Below are 18,374 nucleotides of genomic sequence, written 5' to 3' on the forward strand. Positions count from 1 at the left end.
CGACACAAGGCTGATCCCAGATTGGGGCCGCAATTTGCGGCCCCTTTTTTCGTCTGCGCTCTTGCAGCATCTGGCCACGCTGGCTAGCTCTAGGTGACGTTCAACCCATGTAGGTGCCTATGACCCAGACCCCCGAAAGCCTAAGCCATGCACTCCTTGATGCCGCCCGCAAGGCCGGAGCTGATGCCGCCGATGCAATGGTGGCCGAAGGCAGCTCTCTCTCCATCGAGGTGCGTCAAGGCACACTGGAGCATGCAGAACGGTCAGAAGGTGTTGATCTTGGGCTGCGGGTCTTTGTCGGGCAACGTCAGGCCTGTGTCTCAGCATCAGACATACGGGCCGAAACATTGACCGCTATGGCCGAACGCGCCGTCGCCATGGCCCGCGAAGCACCCGAAGATCCCTATGCGGGCCTCGCCGAACCGGACCAACTCGTCCGGGACTGGGATCTGGCGGCACTGGAATTGTTTGATGCAAGCGCCGAACCGGCACCCGCTGCCCTGCAAGAGGATGCGCTTGCTGCTGAGGCTGCGGGCCTGGCTGTCAACGGCGTCACGCAGGTGCAATCTGCGGCAGCGGGCTACGGCACCCATAAGGTCCATATGGCCGCAACCAACGGATTCTCCGGCGGCTATCAGCGCAGCAGCCGGTCGACCTCCTGCACGGCGATTGCGGGCAGCGGTACAGGAATGGAACGCGATTACGATGGCGACTCCCGTACGTTTCAGGCCGACCTGCGCAGCGCTGATGAAATCGGTCGGCAGGCAGGTGAACGGGCCATCGAACGGCTCGGCGCGCGCAAGCCAGAAACTGGCAGCTACCCGGTCCTGTTTGATGAACGGGTCTCCTCCTCACTGATCGGCCATCTGCTGGCGACTGTGAATGGTGCCAGTATCGCCCGTGGCTCTTCCTGGCTGAAAGATGCGCTGGGTGAGCAGATCCTGCCTACACAGCTGAGCGTGACGGAAGACCCCTTTCGTCCGCGCATCGCGGGGTCCCGCCCGTTTGATGGCGAAGGGCTGGCGACGCAACGCCGCGCCATTATCGACAATGGGATCCTGACAGGATGGACGCTGGACCTTGCCTCAGCGCGCAAACTGAACATGCAAAGCACTGCTAACGCAGCGCGTGGTGTTGGGTCCGTGCCCTCGCCGTCCCAGTGGAATATCGCCCTGACGCAAGGCAATGACAGCCGCGCTGATCTGATATCCGGCATGGGGACCGGCCTGCTGGTGACCTCCATGATCGGATCAACCATCAACCCCAATACCGGCGACTATTCCCGTGGGGCCGCAGGTTTTTGGGTGGAAAATGGCGAAATTGCCTATCCGGTCAACGAATGCACCATCGCTGGCAATCTGCGCGACATGCTGCGCAGCATCGTGCCCGCCAACGACGCCCGCAGCCACCTGTCTCGCGTTGTGCCTTCACTGCTGGTTGAGGGGATGACCCTTGCCGGAAACTGACCTCTCCCTGCTAATTCGCGCGGCCGAGCAGGCAGGCGACATCGCCTGCCGCTACACAGGCCCAGAAGCGCAGAAATGGGAGAAACCCGGTGGTGCTGGACCGGTGACCGAGGCTGACCTTGCCGTCAACGAGATGCTATCCGAGATGCTGCAAGAGGCGCGGCCCGACTATGGCTGGTTATCAGAGGAAAGTGAGGATACAGCAACGCGCCTGGACCGTGACAGGCTGTTCATTATTGACCCGATCGACGGCACCCGCAGCTTTGCCGAAGGGTCGCGCACCTGGGCCCATTCGCTGGCAATTGCCGAAAATCGAGAAATCACCGCAGCGGTCATCTATCTGCCCCAGCGTGATCTGATGTATTGTGCGGCGCGCGGACAGGGCGCGACCTGCAATGGCGCAGAAATCCGGGTTTCCGCAAAAGCTGACCTCAACATGGCGAACGTGCTGGCTGCACGGCCTGTGCAGGACCCCAAACACTGGCAGAATGGCCAAGTGCCGGGCTTCAATCGCAGCCACCGCCCCTCTCTGGCTTACCGCATGGCTCGGGTTGCAGATGCGAGTTTCGACGCGATGCTTACCCTCCGCCCCAGCTGGGAATGGGATATCGCCGCCGGCGATCTGATCCTGCGTGAGGCAGGCGGGTGTTGCAGTGACCGTCTGGGGGCAGACTTGCGGTTCAACAACCCGCATCCTACGCTCAACGGTGTTGTCGCCGCGCCGCCATGCCTGCATGACCAGCTGATCACCGCTCTCGACCCGCAGAGCCCCGGCCTTCGCCCGCTTTGACATGTGCTCCGCAGCAGGACCCCTTTAGCCATGTCGAGACTTTCCGCCGCATCCGAACGCAGCCTCCGCTGGCCCGCCCGGCCAGTGGGCGAAGTGCTATGGGTCCATGCCTCCTCGGCTGAGCGATATCTTGCACTTGGCGATCTGGGCAACCGGATGAAATCCCTGCGCCCCGATCTGTCGGTGCTGGTGACATGGAGCCGCAGCATCACCAACCGCCCACCGGTTGACGGCTACGATCTGGCTGCGGGCCCACCGCCAGATGACATCCCGGCAGAGGTGCGGATGTTTCTGGATCACTGGCGGCCCGACCTGCTGATCTGGTCGGGCGGGGATCTCCGCCGTGGCCTTATGCGCCAGATGAGTGAACGCAACCTGGACAGTCTGCTAGTCGATATTGATGCCAGCGAACTGCCCGACCGGACCAGCCGCTGGTTACCGGATCAACGACGCAGGCTGTTTGAGCGCTTCACCGAAATCATGACTCCCTCGGATGACGCACGGGCGCAGCTGCTGCGCCTCGGCCTCACCGCAGACAGGATCCAACGCACAGATCCTTTGCGATTGTCCACCACGCCCCCCGGCTGCAACAGTGATGAACTCACCCATATGCAGACTACGTTGGGCAGCCGCCCGGTCTGGTTTTCATCGCAGACTGAGCTGGACGATCTGCCCACAATCCTGAACGCACACCGCAGTGTGTTACGCCTGTTGCACCGCCTGTTGCTGGTCGTTGCCATGCGTGACGAGCAAGATTTGGCTGCAGCGCGCGATGCGATCATCAATAGCGGCCTGCAATTGGCTGATTGGGACAGCGGCGAAGAACCCGATGAATACACACAGGTTTTGCTCAGCTCTGCCGAGGACAGCGGCCTTTGGTACCGGCTATCCCCACTTTGCCTACTCGCAGGCAGCCTGTCCTCGCGCGCGAACGGGCAGAACCCATTGGATGCGGCGGCACTTGGTTCCGCTGTCCTGCACGGGCCGGGTTTGGGAACCTATGGCCCCCTCTATAAGCGCCTGACTGAGGTTGGCGCTGCGCAGAAGGTCGACAACGCCGAGGATCTGGCGCAGGGCGTGCTGAGCCTGTCAGCACCAGATCGCGCTGCCGAGATGGCACTGGCCGGCTGGCAGATTGTCACCGAAGGCGCCAGCATGACAGACCACCTGATGGATCGCGTCCAGGAGCTTCTGGACAAGCGAGAGGACAGATATGAAAGCCCCTGATTTCTGGCACAAACCAGCCGGACAATTCGATATTCGCAAAACCCTGCTGTCCCCGCTGGGCCATATCTATGCCCGTGCTACCGCAAAACGGCTGGCTAGCGGCACCCCGCTAACTGTGGGTGTGCCGGTGATTTGCGTCGGCAATATCAATGCTGGCGGCACCGGCAAAACACCGACAGTTATCTGGTTTCTGGAACGCTTGCGTGACATGAGGCACGAACCGCATGTGGTGACGCGCGGCTATGGTGGCACGCTTGAGGGACCAGTGCAGGTAGATCCCGGACGTCATCGCGCCAGCCAGGTTGGCGACGAACCGCTGTTGCTGGCCGCCTTTGGCGAGGTGTGGAAGGCAGAGGATCGCGCCGCCGGTGCCGAAGCCGCCGCAGCTGCGGGGGCAACGGTCATTCTCTTGGACGATGGTTTTCAGAACCCGGCGGTGCACAAGGATCTCTCGGTTGTTGTGGTCGATGCTGATCGTGGGTTCGGCAATGGGCATTGCCTGCCCGCTGGGCCGCTGCGCGAACCGGTCACAACGGGGCTGGCCCGTGCTGATCTGGTCTTGTCACTGGGGCAATCCGAGGCGCAGGCCCGGTTCCGGGCAGCATGGCAGAACGCGCTGACGGCTTGCCCACATTACTCAGGTATGCTTGAGCCGCTGAAAACCGGCATGCCTTGGGGTGGAACGCCTGTTTTGGCTTTTGCCGGCATCGGCCATCCACAGAAATTTTTCGACACACTGCGAGACCTCGGCGCCGATCTGCGCCGCAGTGAGGCCCTGGACGACCACCAACCGCTCTCCACTGCACTGATGACCCGACTGGAAACAGAGGCCAAGCTGATCGGCGCGCAAATGGTCACCACCGAGAAGGACGCCGTCCGCCTGCCGGAGAGTTTCCGCAATAAGGTGATCACCCTGCCGGTACGTCTGCAGATCAGCAATGATGAGGCGCTCTTGGCGCGAATTCGCGAGATTGCGCCACCGCCGCCGTAGCCACATCTGCAGACAATACAACGAAAAAACCCGCCACGGAGATCGGGCGGGTTTTCTGGGTCTATCCGCTCAGTGCGACGGCGGTTAGCCGTCCAGTTCGGCGTCGATCAGTGTCTTGAACGCATCATACGACTGATTTTCGATCTTCTTGCCGTTCAGAATGAAAGAGGGTGTGGATTCGATCCCATGCTCAGTCGCATTTTCCTGATACCAGCTCACTAGGGTCTGTGCCTTGGTACCATCCTGGAGGCAGGCTTCAAGCTGGTCTTCTTCAAGGCCCGCCAGACGTCCGATCTTACGCAATGCATCGACAATCTCAGTCGCGCCGCCAGCGCGCGCCCAATCGGATTGCCCCTTATAGATCAAATCGCTGATCCCAAAGAATTTTTCAGGCCCACCGCAGCGCGCAATCATTGAGGCCCACAGACCGTAACGGTCGAAATAGACCTCACGGTAGATGAATTTCACCTTGCCGGTGTCGATATAGTCCTTCTTCAGCTGCTTGTAGGTGCCCTGATGAAAATTCGCACAATGCGGGCAGGTGTAAGACGCGTACTCGATCAACGTCACCGGAGCATCTTCGGCACCCTGCACCATTTCAACGATCGTGGAGGTATCCACCTCGGCCTCTTGGGCATAGGCAGCCCCGATCTGCGGACTGCTGGGCATAGCCGTACCGCCCTGCAATGTGGCATAGCCATAGACGCCCGCCGCAACTGCGACGGAGGCAAAGATGCCGGACATCAAACGGGTCATTCGTACCCCTTTCTAAGAGTTTTCTGTTTTGTCAGCACATTGCGCCCAAGCCGTTCCAGGGCTGCGCGCAAATCATCGCTTTCCACCCCAGTCGCGGCCTTGGCAGCTGCCGCCACATCCTGCGGATCAGGCGCCTGAGGTTTACGAACCTTTGGTGCATATTTGAAGGAGACCTGCCCATCGGCAAAACCGGTGGGCGCGGTCTGGGTGATGCGAACCTTGGAAATGGCGTTATAGCCATAGACCGCGTTGACCTTACTGCGCAGCGGTTCCTTTTGCATCTCCAGCATCGGGGCATGGGCACCGGTGGTCAGCAACGTCAATGTCGCGCCAAACCCGCCACGCCCATAGTGGACGTTGACTGGCCGCGCGATGGAGGAGATGTCAGGCCCTGCAATTTCTTCCCAATGGGTCAGCAAACGCGACACAGCAAAACCCCGGCTTTCACCGGCCTTGCGAATCTGATCATTCAGAAGCTGCGATGTTCGTTTGAACCCGCGAGATTTTGTCCGTTGCACTGCCATGCCCGTGGTTTTGCTAGACTGCTCGCCCTATTGTAAAGGGCTGCCATGCGAGAACCAGCGAAACTGGGCCACAAAGGATAAAGAATGCGTGACCTCGACAGCCAGAGCCAACCACAAAGCAGCACATTGCTGGAGTGGTACGACCAGCACGCCCGCAGCTTGCCCTGGCGGATCAGCCCGGCGGACCGCGCAGCTGGGGTCTGGCCGGATCCCTATCGCATCTGGCTAAGCGAGGTGATGCTGCAACAAACAACTGTGGCCGCAGTGAAAGACTACTTTCACCGCTTCACCAGCCGCTGGCCCACCGTAGCAGATCTGGCAGCCGCGCCGGATGCGGATGTGATGGGCGAATGGGCCGGGCTTGGATATTACGCGCGGGCGCGCAATCTGCTGAAATGTGCCCGAGTGGTTGCGCAGGACTATGGCGGCACCTTTCCCAATACCTACGACGGGCTGATCGCCCTGCCCGGCATCGGTCCTTATACGGCGGCGGCTATCTCTGCCATTGCCTTTGACCGACAGGAAACCGTCTTGGACGGCAATGTGGAGCGGGTGATGGCCCGGCTCTATGATGTCCATGTCCCCCTGCCGACCTCCAAACCACAGCTTAAGGAGAAAGCAGCCGCTCTCACCCCGGTAGAGCGGCCCGGCGATCATGCTCAGGCCGTTATGGATCTCGGCGCCACGATCTGCACGCCGCGCAATCCCGCCTGTGGCATTTGCCCATGGCGTACGCCCTGCGCGGCCCGCGCGGCGGGGACTGCGACAGAACTGCCCAAGAAAACCCCAAAGAAGCCCAAGCCAACCCGGCTCGGCATTGTCTATCTGGCCCGCAGCGCTGCGGGTGACTGGCTGCTGGAACAGCGCCCGGACAAGGGGCTCCTGGGCGGCATGTTGGGCTGGCCCGGCAGCGACTGGACCGACAGCCCCGACCATCCCAACCCCGCACCGCCGTTTGAGTCTGACTGGCAGCTGCTCGATGCCGAGGTGCGTCATACCTTCACGCATTTTCATCTTATCCTGCGCGTCATGCTGGCAGAGCTGCCTGCGGATTTCGCAGCTGAGGACCATCACCGCGTGATCGCACGACATGACTTCAAATCGACGGATCTACCAACGGTCATGCGCAAGGCCTTTGACCTATGGAAGGGTCGCTGATCCCTTCTCTTTCTCCGGGAGCACAGGCATAGTCGGCACAAATGTCTTCGACATCCCTGGATTTGCGCCATGATGACAACTCCCGAAACACTGCGCAGCTGGCAGGCGGCTCTACCGTTCTGGCTGTCTTTTCTGTTGATTCCCTTGGTGGTGTTGGCCGCCGTCTATGGCGGTTGGGCCATTTTGTTGCCCCCCTTGGCCACCTGGTATCTCTTTGCCGCGCTTGACGGGGTGTTCGGTCTCAACCTGGAGAACGCCGATCCTCTCACGCCCGAGGACGACCTTCGCTGGTACTCCGCCCTGACCATGGCTTGGGTCCCTGCGCAGGCCCTGTTGCTGATTGTCATGCTTATCTATGTGCCTCAGGCCGAACATCTGTCAGGTCTTGAGAAATTCGGCGTGTTCTTTGGCGTCGGTGTCCTGAGTGGCACTGTTGGGATCAACTACAGCCACGAATTGATGCATCAGAAGAGCAAGCTAGAACGCTGGCTGGCGGATATCCTGCTGGCGATGGTGCTCTACTCACATTTCAGATCCGAACATCTGCTCGTCCACCACCGCCATGTCGGCACGCCCCGCGACCCGGTGACGGCGCGCTACAACGAAGGGTTCCACCGGTTCTACCCGCGGGTGCTGCGGCAGTGCTGGCAGTCCGCGTTTCGCGCCGAGAGCGCCCAACTGGCACGCCGCGATCTGCCCTGGACCGATCGGCGCAATCCGTTCTTTCGCTACTGGACGCTACAAGGGCTTATGCTGTTGGTCGCGTTTTTTCTGGGCGGGCTCACGGGGCTGTTGCTGTTTCTGGCACAAGCTGGTGTCGCGATCTGGCAGCTGGAGCTGGTGAACTACGTCGAACACTATGGACTGACCCGCAAATATCTGGGCAATGGCAAGTTCGAACACGTAATGCCGCGGCATTCCTGGAATGCTGCACATAAGGCCTCGAACTGGTTGCTGATCAATCTGCAACGTCACTCCGACCATCACTACAAACCGGACCGACGCTTTCCCCTGCTCCAGAACCACACCAAGGCCGACGCGCCGCAGCTGCCCTATGGCTATCCGGTGATGACCGTCGCCGCGATGTTTCCACCGCTGTGGCGCCGGATAATGAACCCGCGGGTGCGACGCTGGCGGCAGATGTATTATCCCGAAATCACCGACTGGAGCGCCTACAACAAAGCTCTGAAACCGGATCAGCGCCCGGATCCGGTCACCACCGGTCCTGCAACTACTTAACGCGGCAGCGCCCAGAGTGTCATCGACCGTGTCAATCCACGCAGCTCAGATGCAGGGTACTGGACAAAACCCGCCTTCTCCAGATTGGCCGGACCACCCTCGGCCCGCACCTGTTGACGCAGCGCTTCACTGATCACAAGCTGGGCTTCCAGTTCACGGGTCCGCTCCTCCAGCCGGGCAGCAATATTCACAGTATTGCCAATCACCGCATACTCCAGCCGGTTCGCACCGATGTTACCTATCACGGTCTCACCGTAATGAACCCCGATACCGACGCGGATTTCAGTCTCACCATAGCGGCGGCGCTCTGCGTTCCAATCGGCCAGTGACGCCAGCATGGCGCGTGCGCAGGTTAAGGCGTTGGTTGCATCCTTCGGTCCCGCCAAAGGCGTGCCAAAGGTCGCCATCAGCCCATCGCCGAGGTATTTGTCCAGCGTTCCTTCGTGATGGAAAACCTCCCGCTCCATCCGTCCGTGAAAATCCCGCAAGAGATCAATCACCTTATAGGCGTCGCTGTCTGCGGCAAGCCGGGTAAATCCAATGATATCGATGAACAGGATGGCCACATCCTGACGCCGGGTTTGTTTCAGCGGCTCGTCGTTTTGCGAGAGCTGCTGCACGACATTTGGCGAAAAATACCGCGAAAGATTGGCCCGCTCGCGCTCCAGCACCGCATTGTTCTGGATCAGATGATAGAACCGCCTTGAGGACACCGCCAGCGTGAGCGCCACCAGAAAGAATACGATCCCCTCCTGAAGGCGCTGCTGCAACATAAAGCTATTTGGGTCGATGAACTCGGCCATTGCGTGATTATGGTTCACCGCTGCCAGCACAGCCTCGCTCAGCCCCGGCACCGGGTCGTAGATCCACCAGGCCATAAAGGCTGCCGACAACCAGATCACAACGGTCCAGGTCCCGATCGCAGCGACCGTGCGCCAAGAATAGGCGAGGGTTCCAGCTGCCAATATGATGAAAAAATAGAGGAAATTCCCATAGCGATATTGAATAGCCAACGGCAGATCTTCGCTACTGAACGGGTTAGGAAACAGCATACCTGCTGTCATGATCGTAAGGTCGGCCAGGATCAGCAGCATCTCAAGCCGTGACTGCCCGACCCGGCCAACGCGGCGGATCAGCCAGCCATTAAGACACAGCAGCGCAAGAATGGCGTGATAATAAAGCACATGCCATTCGGGGATCACATAAATCAGAAACAGCGCCGTAACCGCCATTGCGATCCAGCGGGCCCGCACTGCCAGTTCCAGACCATTGCGCTTGTGCTCGGTCAGCGCGTCAAGCGCATAAGGGCTCTCTTGCGTGAAAATCGCTTCATCGCTGTCCAATGCAGGAGCGGGGGCGGAGGCAGTTATGGCCATGACGTTTGTCCATCTATTGGCGCTGGTCTTGCACCAAATTAGCGACAGCTGTCATCAGATGCACCCCATGAAGCGCTATCCCAAAACGAAAAGACCCCGCCGGGTTGGCGGGGCAAGGTAGGCGCCGCCGACAATGCGACAGCGCCTGTGGTTTCACACAGGTTGTGAAAAAGGTGGGATTAGTTCTGCAACTCAGCCCGAATCTGTTGGCGCAGCACATCAATGGGCACGGTTTTTCCATCCCGCTTGAAGCACCAGTAAGTCCAGCCATTACAGGATGGTGCATTTTCCAGATGCGCCCCGACCTGATGAATCGACCCCTTGATATTGTCGCCGATCAGCGTCCCATCCGCGCGGACCTTCGCCTTGTGGCGCTGGTTCATCGAATAAAGCTCATCACCCGGACGCAGCATGCCACGCTCGACCAGCTGGCCAAAGGGCACGCGCGGCTCGGCGCGTTTGCTGGCGGACACCTGCAAAGCCTCGCGGTCGAATTTACGCACCGATTTGATACGTTTCTCCGCGACCTCACGATAGGCGGCCTCGCGCTCGATCCCGATGAACTCACGACCCAGCATCTTGGCCACGGCACCTGTCGTACCCGTGCCAAAGAAGGGATCCAGCACCACATCACCGGGATTGGTCGACCCGACGAGGATACGATGCAACAACGCCTCTGGCTTTTGCGTCGGATGCGCCTTGTTGCCGGCGTCATCTTTCAGGCGCTCATGGCCTGTGCAGATCGGCATCACCCAGTCCGAACGCATCTGCAAACCTTCGTTCAGCGCCTTCAGCGCCTCGTAGTTGAAGGTATATTTTGCGCCTTCGGACTTTGACGCCCAGATCATCGTCTCATGGGCATTGGTATAACGCTTGCCCCGGAAATTCGGCATCGGGTTCGACTTGCGCCAGATCACATCATTGAGGATCCAGAACCCTTCGTCCTGCACGGCTGTGCCGACCCGGAAGATATTATGGTAGGAGCCGATCACCCAAATGGAGCCGTTGGGCTTCAGGATACGGCGGGCCTGTTTCAGCCAGTCGCGGGTGAATTTGTCGTAGACGCCAAAGCTGGAAAATTGGTCCCAGTGATCGTCAACCGCGTCCACCTTGCTGTTGTCGGGACGATGCAACTGCCCTTTCAGCTGAAGGTTATAGGGCGGATCTGCAAAAATCAGATCAACCGAATTTGACGGCAGACCGGACATCACTTCGATGCAGTCACCGTCAAGGATCGCGTTTAGCGGGAGCGCCTCGGCGCCCCGTGTAAGTGTTTTGTTCATTTGCTCTGCCTCGATAACCACGGCGCATTTTTGCGCTCATTTTGGTTGTCCACAGGATGAGTCATCGTGGATTCGAGGTCAATTTCTTTTTTAGAACAACGCGATGTGGTTCACTCTTGATACAATATCTTGTGTACCGGCTTGAAGGAGCACCGATGATGTGGGGTTACCCCTAGGCTGACCAGCGCCTCGCGATGCTGTTTGGAAGGGTAGCCTGCGTTTTTCTCCCAGCCATAGCCGGGAAACTGTTGCGCCAAATCCACCATGATCCGGTCACGTGCCTGTTTCGCCACTATCGAAGCCGCCGCGATGGAGACTGATTTGGCATCCCCCTTGATGACAAACTCCGATGCTTGCAGCAGCCCCTTGGGGATCAGATTGCCGTCGATCAGCAAATAGTCCGGTGCCGGGTCCAGTGCTGCAACCGCACGTTCCATCGCCAGATGCGACGCACGTAAAATGTTCAAAGAATCAATCTCTTCGACAGAGGCATGGGCAATCGACACCTCAGCCTGTGCAAGGATAGACGCCTCCACCGCCTCGCGCCGTTTGGCGCTCAGCTTCTTGGAGTCGTTCAGCCCCTCTGGGATGCTATCAGGGTCCAGGATCACCGCCGCAGCCGTCACCGGCCCTGCCAGCGGGCCACGCCCTACCTCATCCACGCCTGCTATGCGCATCTGGCCACGCGCACGCGCCGCCGCTTCCAAACTATAATCGGGATACTCCATCCCTTGGTCTGACCGGGTTTTGCGCTGAGTTTCAAGCCCAGCGATCAGATGAGCACAAAAAGAGGGGGCCGAAGCCCCCTAAGTCTGCTCGAACCTGGTTTCCGTCTTAGCGACGAGTGATGCGATATCCGCGGTTCTTCAGGCAATCCGGGCGATAACCGACCCGGTTCCGTTTGCCGTTCCAAAAGGTCACTTGGCAGGCGCGGGGCAGTTTGTGTTCAAACCCATACTGTTTGCGCAGGCATCCCCGGCCCATCAGGGTGCGGCTCTGGCTGTAGCGTGGGAAGTAGCGTACGCATTGCGCTGGCAGGTCATAGCGCGCCACCCGCGGCGGCAGTGGTTTGGGACGATGCGGGCGATGTGGCCGGGTTACTTGCTGACGATCATCATCCCGGTTGTTCTTCACGATGGCGCCGATAATGCCAAGAACCGCCAGACCCGCCAGGACCTTAGCAACATCTTCATCCGCCCGTGCAGGGGCCGTTGAAAACCCCGTCACGGCTATGGCAGCGGCAACGATCAGTGTAATGAACTTGCGATGCGGTTTGATATCAACGTTGGAGCGGGTGCTGCGAAACATGGGATGTCCTTCCTGAGGTCTGAAAACATGAGGTCAGATGACCGATGCAGTCAGCCTGGGGTCAGCCCTCTCGGACAGGCAATAACGCGGCCCTGTTATCGAATATCACTGCGCGCAATCACCTGTGGTTATTGAATATCCTGCAATAAATGCGCAGGGTGAGGGCATGAAACAAATCCTTATCTCCACTGCCCTGATTGCCGGTCTCGCGGTAGGCATACTCAGCGATACACCTGCGGCCACAGCCGCCGAATGCTACGCCGACTACAAGGCAAAACAGGACGCCCCCCTGCGGTTGCACTACGGTGTCATCCAGATCGGCGGTGCCTGTAGCAAACCGGCGGCCGAGGCTGAAATCTCCGGAAGGTTATCGGCGGCAGGCTGGACCTTGCTGAATGTTCTGTCCATTTTTGGTCCCGACGGGCTGGAACAAAGGAAAGCAGATGCCGGACCCTATTTTCTCCGTTTCTGAGGTACGCGCAGCAGGCAGCCGCGTCATCGCATTGGGGATTGCTGCCATTGTCGCCCTCCTGGTCATTGCCGGCACCGTTCTTCTGCTGACGCTGCCGGATGCCAATGCCTTCAACGCACGCGTCGAACAGGTCTTTGTCGAAAATGACCTCACCACTCAGGCCGAAATCAAACTGCTGGAAATCCTCGCCCAATCCGGCACCGCCTTTGCCGATACGCTGACCAGCTATCGCATGGTGATTTTTGTCCTGCTGGTTTTTGCCACCATGATGATGGTCGCCGCTCTGGTGGTGCTGGCCATGCTGGTCATGCTGAACCGGCGCATGGTGCAGATCGAACGCGCAGGCATTCAGGTGACCGAGCTGCTGATCAGCCGCGAGGAAAACACCGTCTATCTCAACACCATGGGCTTCAAACTGACAGCCGCCGCTATGGAAACCCTCGCGGTTCTGGCAGAAGCACGTCTGGATGACGATGTGCTTTCCGGTGCTGAGATTGAGGCGATGATCTCTGGCCGCCCGTCCATCGATTGCGAAGAGGCCGCAGGCGCCACTCGGATCAAACGCCTGCGCGATACATTGGGCAATCAGATGGTGAGTGAACTTCTGGTCAAAAATATCGCCAAACGTGGCTATGTTCTGTCGATCAGCAAGGATGTGATCCGCATGGTCTGATCGACTGCACATGGCACCCGTGCAGTCGGTGACCAATTGGCAACCAATGTGGAAACAGCCGTGAGGTCATGCCGATCAATTTCCCCGTGCCGCTCTGGCATTTCTATGACCAGTCACCACATAATAGACGGCAGGTCGCATGGCCCCCATGCTGGCCAATCAGCAGGGAACGACGCTTATGAATATGCGCGCAAATACCGCTCGACAGCCCTATGGCATCCTGATCGAAGAGCTGCGCGGGCCGGTTACTGCACGCCTCGGTGGAAAAATCATCGCACAAAGCACCCGCGCCAAGGTGATGTATGAAACCCGCCAGCCTGCCGCGATCTATTTTCCCCGCGATGATATCCACTCCTGCCTGTCTGCGGCCAACGGTCACCAGACCTTCTGCCCTTTCAAGGGAACAGCCGGGTATCAAGATCTTCAACTTGGACAGGATTGCATCAGTAACGCCGCTTGGTCCTACGACGATGCCCTGCCCGAGGCGTCCGGAATTGCAGGTCATGTCAGCTTCATGCCGGACGCCAACGTCGAGATTGACCTTGGCAAAAATCAACTGGACGTACCTGAATATGGGAGCATCTCCGGACCGCTGATCGACTGGCTGCTGCGTGAGGCGGCCTATCTGCCCACACCGGAGGAGTTTACACAGCGCCTTTCCGAAAAACTGGTGGAGCAAGGCGTTCATCTATCCCGCCTTTCCGTGATGGCCTGGTCTTTGCATCCAATGATCGCGGGCAAGAACTTCATCTGGAGCCGCGCATCAGGCAAGGTGACCACCTATGCGCCAAGCTATGAGATCCACGACCACCCGGCCTTCCAGAACAGCCCCCTGCGCCACGTTTCCAATGGGCTGGGCGGTATTCGTCAACGTCTGGATCTGGAACAGCCCAGCGACGCGTTTCCCATCCTGACCGATCTGCGGGAGGAGGGCGCGACGGATTATGTGGCTATGCCGCTGCCGTTTTCTGATGGGCGCATCAATGTGCTGACGGTCGCCAGCGATCATCCCAAAGGATTCACGACTGAGAACTTGGGACTGATATTTGAATGCTCCGCAGTGATCGCGCGTTATTACGAAGTGTTCATGCAACGGGAAAATGCCCAGTCCTTGCTGGAGACCTATGTCGGCAAGCGCACCGGCGCGCGGGTTCTGGGCGGGGAAATCCGGCGCGGCGATGGCGACGATATTGATGCGGCCATCATGTTCTGCGATCTGCGCGGTTCGACCCGTCTGGAAGAAGAGCTGGGCCGCACCGCCTATATCGAACTGCTCAACAATTTCTTTGAGACCGCATCCACCATCGTGCATGAACACGGCGGTGAAGTGCTGAAATTTATCGGTGACGCGGTTCTGGCGGTCTTCCCGGCGGGCGACACCCCGGCAGAGGCGCGGGCGCAGGCCTTGCAATCCGCACGCGCCATTGTCGCCGCGCTGGACGCCATGGGCGACGATCCCGGCCAGAGACGCAGTGAATGCTCCATCGGTCTGGCCTATGGCGGCGTCACCTATGGCAACGTCGGATCGCGTGAGCGGCTGGACTTCACCGTCATCGGACAGGCCGCAAATATCGCGGCTCGGCTCGGCGACTATGGCAAATCCTGTGGCCATACCATTGTGGTCAGCCGAGACTTGCTGGAGACACCGGAACAGGCCACGCCGCTGGGATCAGTGTCACTGCACAACGTCTCACGCCCGGTAGAGGCCTTCGCCGTGTCCATGGCCATCGATCCAGGCCAGCGTGCTAGCGGCTAACCAGCGCCCGCTGCGCGGGATCCCCCATGGCCACCACCACCGGGTCCTGCGCCTGTCGCGTCTTGAACGCCGCCTTCCCGTCCAGCCCCTGCCAGTTGATTTGTGCCAGTGACTGCGCCACGGCTCCGCCAAGTGTGGTACCCGGCCCGGCGATGATGAACAGATCCGGCGCAAACTCCTGCGCCGCCACCTGCACGGCGCGGGTGAAATCATAGGGTTCGACCACCTGCGTGTTCAGCGTATAACGCCAAAGGCTTTCTACAGTATCCGCGCCCGGCCACCAGATCTGCCCGCGTCCGTCAATCAGCGGCTTCTGGGCGGGACCAAATAGCGATTGTGACAGCCGTGCCCGACCGGCGGCAGCTACCGGAGCCTGCAGCTCCGTGTGAAATGCCGCATGATTGGCCAGTCGCATGGGAAAACGATCCTGGACCTGGGGCACGGCCCGTTCGAACGCGTCGAGCCCCTTGGCATTCCCGGCCAGAACCAGCATACCACCCAGATCGATTGACAGGGACAGCTGGTGACCGGGTCGCATGGCGATGTCACCGACCAGCTGCAACAGCTCCACCTTGCGACGACGATCCAACTGCCAATCTTCACTCTGACAGGGATAGACCAACTGCCCGCCAATCAGGTGCTGCTGCATCAGTTGGCCCATGGTATTCACCACGTCAAACCCTGCCTGAGGGCTGAGCACACCCGCCGCCGCCAGCGCGATATACCAACCCATGGAATTGCCGGTGACCGCGACGACATCGATGTCCTCAGCCAGCGACTGCGCATCTGCGATAGCACTGGCATAAATCAGCGGCGAGGCCACGTCACCGCGCGTGTATTTCGACACTGAATAGCGATCGGCAGCATCCAGAGCCGAGACGCTCTCCTGTCCGTTCGCTGCCCGCATAGCGTCAAATGCGCTAAGTAGAGCCTGTTTCTCACTGTGATAGCGGGACAGGTAGCCCAGCTCCGCCTTGTTATAGGTGCCTCGTCCGGGGCAGATCAAAACGGCGGTCCGGGTCATGTTGCGGCTCCCGTCAAGCGAAGGGCGGCAGCCACAATACTCTCCTTCGAGGGCAAGGTCGCCGCATAGGCCGGTCCCGTCGGGATGAAACAATCTTCTGCCACAACACGGGCCATTGGGGCGCCTTCAGCCTCGTAGAACAGCGCCATCAACGCCTCTGACTGGCTGCCAGTGGTGCGGCATTCATCCACAATCAGGATCTTATCGCAGTCGGCGGCTGCAGCCAGCAGCGCCTCCTTTGGCAGAGGCGCAAGCCAGCGCAGATCAACGACACGGGCAGCGATCCCCTTGGCTACGAGATCCGCCTGTGCCTGCGTCGCCAGATAGCGGCCGTTGCCGTAGGTGACGATTGCCAGATCGGTTCCATCCCCATGTACACCGACCTCTCCCAATGCGATCCGCTGATCCGGCGCCGGGTAGTGACGCATCCATCCGCCATCCTTGGCCTCATGCAGATCCCGCATCGGATAAAGCGCGATAGGCTCGATGAAGACCACGACCCGTTGCTCCTCCCGGGCAAGCCGCACAGCCTCGCGCAGCATCATCGCAGCTTCTGCCCCATCCGAGGGGCAGGCAATCACAATGCCCGGAATATCACGCAGCACAGCTAACGAGTTGTCATTGTGGAAATGGCCGCCGAACCCCTTCTGATACCCAAGCCCTGCAATACGCAGCACCATTGGATTGCTGAACTGGCCATTGGAGAAAAACGGCAATGTCGCCGCCTCGCCGCGGATTTGATCTTCTGCATTGTGCAGATACGCCAAGAACTGGATCTCTGGGATCGGCACGAATCCGTTGTGCCCCATGCCAATAGCGAGACCAAGGATCGACTGCTCATCCAGCAGCGTATCAATCACCCGGTCCTGGCCAAACCGTTGCTGCAATTTCTGGGTAACACCATAGACACCTCCCTTGCGGCCGACGTCCTCACCCATCGCGACCAGTTCGCCGTGCTCCAACATCAGGTCGGTGAGCGCCCAGTTGATCAACCGGCTCATCGGCTGTGGATCTGCCTGCGCACGCAGGTCGCTGCCCAGCAGATCTGCCCGAGCCTCAGCGCTTGCTCCGTTGGTCGGTCGGCACGTTCGGGCTGGCGGAACCAGGCTCGCGGTCACCTCATCAGCCGTTTTCAGATGGGGGCGGGTGACAGCCTCCGTTCGGATCCGCTCCACCCGTTCACAGGTCTCGGTATAAATCTCCAGCGCGGCCTCGCAGGACAACGCGCCGACCTCTGACAAGAGACGTACCGAATGCAGCAGCGGATCATTGGCCTCATCCGCTTCTACCTCCGCCTTGCTCAGGTAGGTTGTCGGCACATCGGCCCCCGCGTGACCATAGAGCCGGACAGTGCGCAGATGCAGGAACGCCGGCTTGCGCCGCAGTCGCACATAGTCTGCGGCCGCCTGTGCAGTTTCATAGGCATCATGCATATTCAGCCCATCAGCCTGGAAATAACGCATCCCCGGACGCTGAGACATCGACGCCTCGATCCAGCCCTTCGGCGTCTTGACCGAAATGCCGATCCCGTTGTCCTCGCAGACGAACAGCAGCGGCAAGGGTGTCGACTGCACAGACGTCCAGCACGCCGTATTAATCGCCCCCTGCGCCGTTGAATGATTGGCAGAGGCGTCACCAAAGGAACACATCACCAGCCCGTCTTCGGCCAGAACCCGATGTTCCGGATCATGACGCCGCGCTGCGCCGATGGAGTAGGCCGCGCCGACTGCCTTTGGCAGATGGCTGGCGATGGTGGAGGTCTGCGGCGGGATCATCAACGCTTTGGAGCCCAGCACCTTATGCCGCCCGCCGGATGTCGGATCTTCAGCGGAGCAAGCGAAGGACAGCAGCATATCCCAGGCAATACTCTGCCCCGGCACTTGGCCTGCACGGGCAATCTGAAACGCCGCATCGCGATAGTGCAGAAAAGCCATGTCATCAGGCCGCAGCGCCCGCGCCACCGCCGCCATACCCTCATGACCGGACGACCCGATGGTATAGAACCCCTGCCCGGCCTTCTGCATCGCCCGGCTGGTCCGGTCCAGTGCCCGGCTCAGTACCTGCGCGCGATAGATCGCTACCGCTTCACTGGGCGTCAGAGCGCCCTTCGCTGCGGCGCCCGGTGGCAGGGACCCTGTCCGCACGCGCTCAAGGAAATTTTGATGTACGATCTCGGCGCGATCCATGGCCTTACCCCTGACAGTTCAATGGCTTTATCACCCAAATTCACCAGCCTTACCAATGAGATTACCGCTACTACCTATGAGCATCACTCATAGGTTTCTGACCTTCATCACTTAGAAACGACAAAGGCCGCGCCAAGGCGCGACC

The 18,374-nt window shown here is 59.7% G+C and carries 17 protein-coding genes; 9 read left to right on the forward strand and 8 right to left on the reverse strand.

The window, feature by feature from the left end:
• Window positions 1-119: 119 nt before the first annotated feature.
• Genes GAL_RS16675 through lpxK form a run of 4 tightly spaced genes read left to right on the forward strand, consistent with a single transcriptional unit; the run spans window position 120 to window position 4,474 of the window.
• Entirely contained in the window at window positions 120-1,466 is a 1,347-nt protein-coding gene (locus GAL_RS16675; RefSeq protein ID WP_024098730.1) for a TldD/PmbA family protein, read from the forward strand.
• The gene (locus GAL_RS16680) at window positions 1,453-2,256 is read left to right on the forward strand and encodes an inositol monophosphatase family protein (protein ID WP_024098731.1); all 804 of its coding nucleotides are present in this window, start codon (window positions 1,453-1,455) and stop codon (window positions 2,254-2,256) included. Before GAL_RS16675 ends, GAL_RS16680 begins: the two co-directional genes overlap by 14 nt.
• Window positions 2,257-2,286: 30 nt before the next feature.
• Window positions 2,287-3,483 carry a 3-deoxy-D-manno-octulosonic acid transferase gene (locus GAL_RS16685; protein ID WP_024098732.1) on the forward strand — a complete coding sequence of 399 codons (1,197 nt, stop codon included), beginning with the start codon at window positions 2,287-2,289 and terminating at the stop codon, window positions 3,481-3,483.
• Window positions 3,470-4,474: a tetraacyldisaccharide 4'-kinase gene (gene lpxK / locus GAL_RS16690; RefSeq protein WP_024098733.1), complete on the forward strand. Its 1,005-nt coding sequence runs from the start codon at window positions 3,470-3,472 to the stop codon at window positions 4,472-4,474. Before GAL_RS16685 ends, lpxK begins: the two co-directional genes overlap by 14 nt.
• Before the next feature lie 84 nt (window positions 4,475-4,558).
• Here lpxK and GAL_RS16695 read toward each other — a convergent pair whose 3' ends face one another.
• Window positions 4,559-5,230, reverse strand: a complete 672-nt coding sequence (locus GAL_RS16695) for a DsbA family protein (RefSeq protein ID WP_024098734.1) — start codon at window positions 5,228-5,230, stop codon at window positions 4,559-4,561.
• Window positions 5,227-5,754 carry a DUF721 domain-containing protein gene (locus tag GAL_RS16700; RefSeq protein WP_024098735.1) on the reverse strand — a complete coding sequence of 176 codons (528 nt, stop codon included), beginning with the start codon at window positions 5,752-5,754 and terminating at the stop codon, window positions 5,227-5,229. The genes GAL_RS16695 and GAL_RS16700 overlap by 4 nt, the downstream gene beginning before the upstream one ends.
• Before the next feature lie 84 nt (window positions 5,755-5,838).
• Between GAL_RS16700 and mutY the strand changes: the two genes are divergently transcribed.
• On the forward strand, window positions 5,839-6,912 hold the full coding sequence (gene mutY, locus GAL_RS16705; protein WP_024098736.1) for an A/G-specific adenine glycosylase: 1,074 nt from the start codon (window positions 5,839-5,841) through the stop codon (window positions 6,910-6,912).
• A 72-nt stretch (window positions 6,913-6,984) separates the two neighbouring features.
• Window positions 6,985-8,151: an alkane 1-monooxygenase gene (locus GAL_RS16710; RefSeq protein WP_040104338.1), complete on the forward strand. Its 1,167-nt coding sequence runs from the start codon at window positions 6,985-6,987 to the stop codon at window positions 8,149-8,151.
• Here the strand turns inward: GAL_RS16710 and GAL_RS16715 are convergent.
• The 4 genes from GAL_RS16715 to GAL_RS16730 all read right to left on the reverse strand — a co-directional run bounded on the left by GAL_RS16715 (window position 8,148) and on the right by GAL_RS16730 (window position 12,118).
• Entirely contained in the window at window positions 8,148-9,527 is a 1,380-nt protein-coding gene (locus tag GAL_RS16715; RefSeq protein WP_024098738.1) for an adenylate/guanylate cyclase domain-containing protein, read from the reverse strand. The two genes, GAL_RS16710 and GAL_RS16715, sit on opposite strands and share 4 nt — an antisense overlap.
• 179 nt (window positions 9,528-9,706) lie before the next feature.
• Window positions 9,707-10,810, reverse strand: coding sequence for a site-specific DNA-methyltransferase (locus GAL_RS16720; RefSeq protein ID WP_024098739.1), 1,104 nt, complete (start codon window positions 10,808-10,810; stop codon window positions 9,707-9,709).
• 110 nt (window positions 10,811-10,920) lie between these two features.
• Window positions 10,921-11,538 (reverse strand): ribonuclease HII, encoded by a 618-nt coding sequence (locus GAL_RS16725; protein WP_024098740.1) that lies wholly within the window; start codon window positions 11,536-11,538, stop codon window positions 10,921-10,923.
• Window positions 11,539-11,644: 106 nt separating this feature from the next.
• Window positions 11,645-12,118, reverse strand: coding sequence for a hypothetical protein (locus GAL_RS16730; RefSeq protein ID WP_024098741.1), 474 nt, complete (start codon window positions 12,116-12,118; stop codon window positions 11,645-11,647).
• A 166-nt stretch (window positions 12,119-12,284) separates the two neighbouring features.
• On the opposite strand from GAL_RS16730, the gene GAL_RS16735 reads away from it, so the two are divergent.
• The 3 genes from GAL_RS16735 (at window position 12,285) to GAL_RS16745 (ending at window position 15,019) form a co-directional block, all read left to right on the forward strand.
• Window positions 12,285-12,590 (forward strand): hypothetical protein, encoded by a 306-nt coding sequence (locus tag GAL_RS16735; protein WP_024098742.1) that lies wholly within the window; start codon window positions 12,285-12,287, stop codon window positions 12,588-12,590.
• Window positions 12,562-13,263, forward strand: coding sequence for a winged helix-turn-helix domain-containing protein (locus tag GAL_RS16740; protein WP_024098743.1), 702 nt, complete (start codon window positions 12,562-12,564; stop codon window positions 13,261-13,263). The genes GAL_RS16735 and GAL_RS16740 overlap by 29 nt, the downstream gene beginning before the upstream one ends.
• A gap of 178 nt (window positions 13,264-13,441) precedes the next feature.
• The gene (locus GAL_RS16745; RefSeq protein ID WP_244462796.1) at window positions 13,442-15,019 is read left to right on the forward strand and encodes a DUF427 domain-containing protein; all 1,578 of its coding nucleotides are present in this window, start codon (window positions 13,442-13,444) and stop codon (window positions 15,017-15,019) included.
• On the opposite strand, the gene GAL_RS16750 is transcribed toward GAL_RS16745, so the two are convergent.
• On the reverse strand, window positions 15,009-16,043 hold the full coding sequence (locus GAL_RS16750; RefSeq protein ID WP_024098745.1) for an ACP S-malonyltransferase: 1,035 nt from the start codon (window positions 16,041-16,043) through the stop codon (window positions 15,009-15,011). The genes GAL_RS16745 and GAL_RS16750 overlap by 11 nt on opposite strands.
• Window positions 16,040-18,229, reverse strand: coding sequence for a dehydrogenase E1 component subunit alpha/beta (locus GAL_RS16755; RefSeq protein ID WP_024098746.1), 2,190 nt, complete (start codon window positions 18,227-18,229; stop codon window positions 16,040-16,042). Before GAL_RS16755 ends, GAL_RS16750 begins: the two co-directional genes overlap by 4 nt.
• Window positions 18,230-18,374 lie beyond the last annotated feature (145 nt).

The organism is Phaeobacter gallaeciensis DSM 26640, assembly GCF_000511385.1.
Taxonomy (GTDB): Bacteria; Pseudomonadota; Alphaproteobacteria; order Rhodobacterales; family Rhodobacteraceae; genus Phaeobacter; species Phaeobacter gallaeciensis.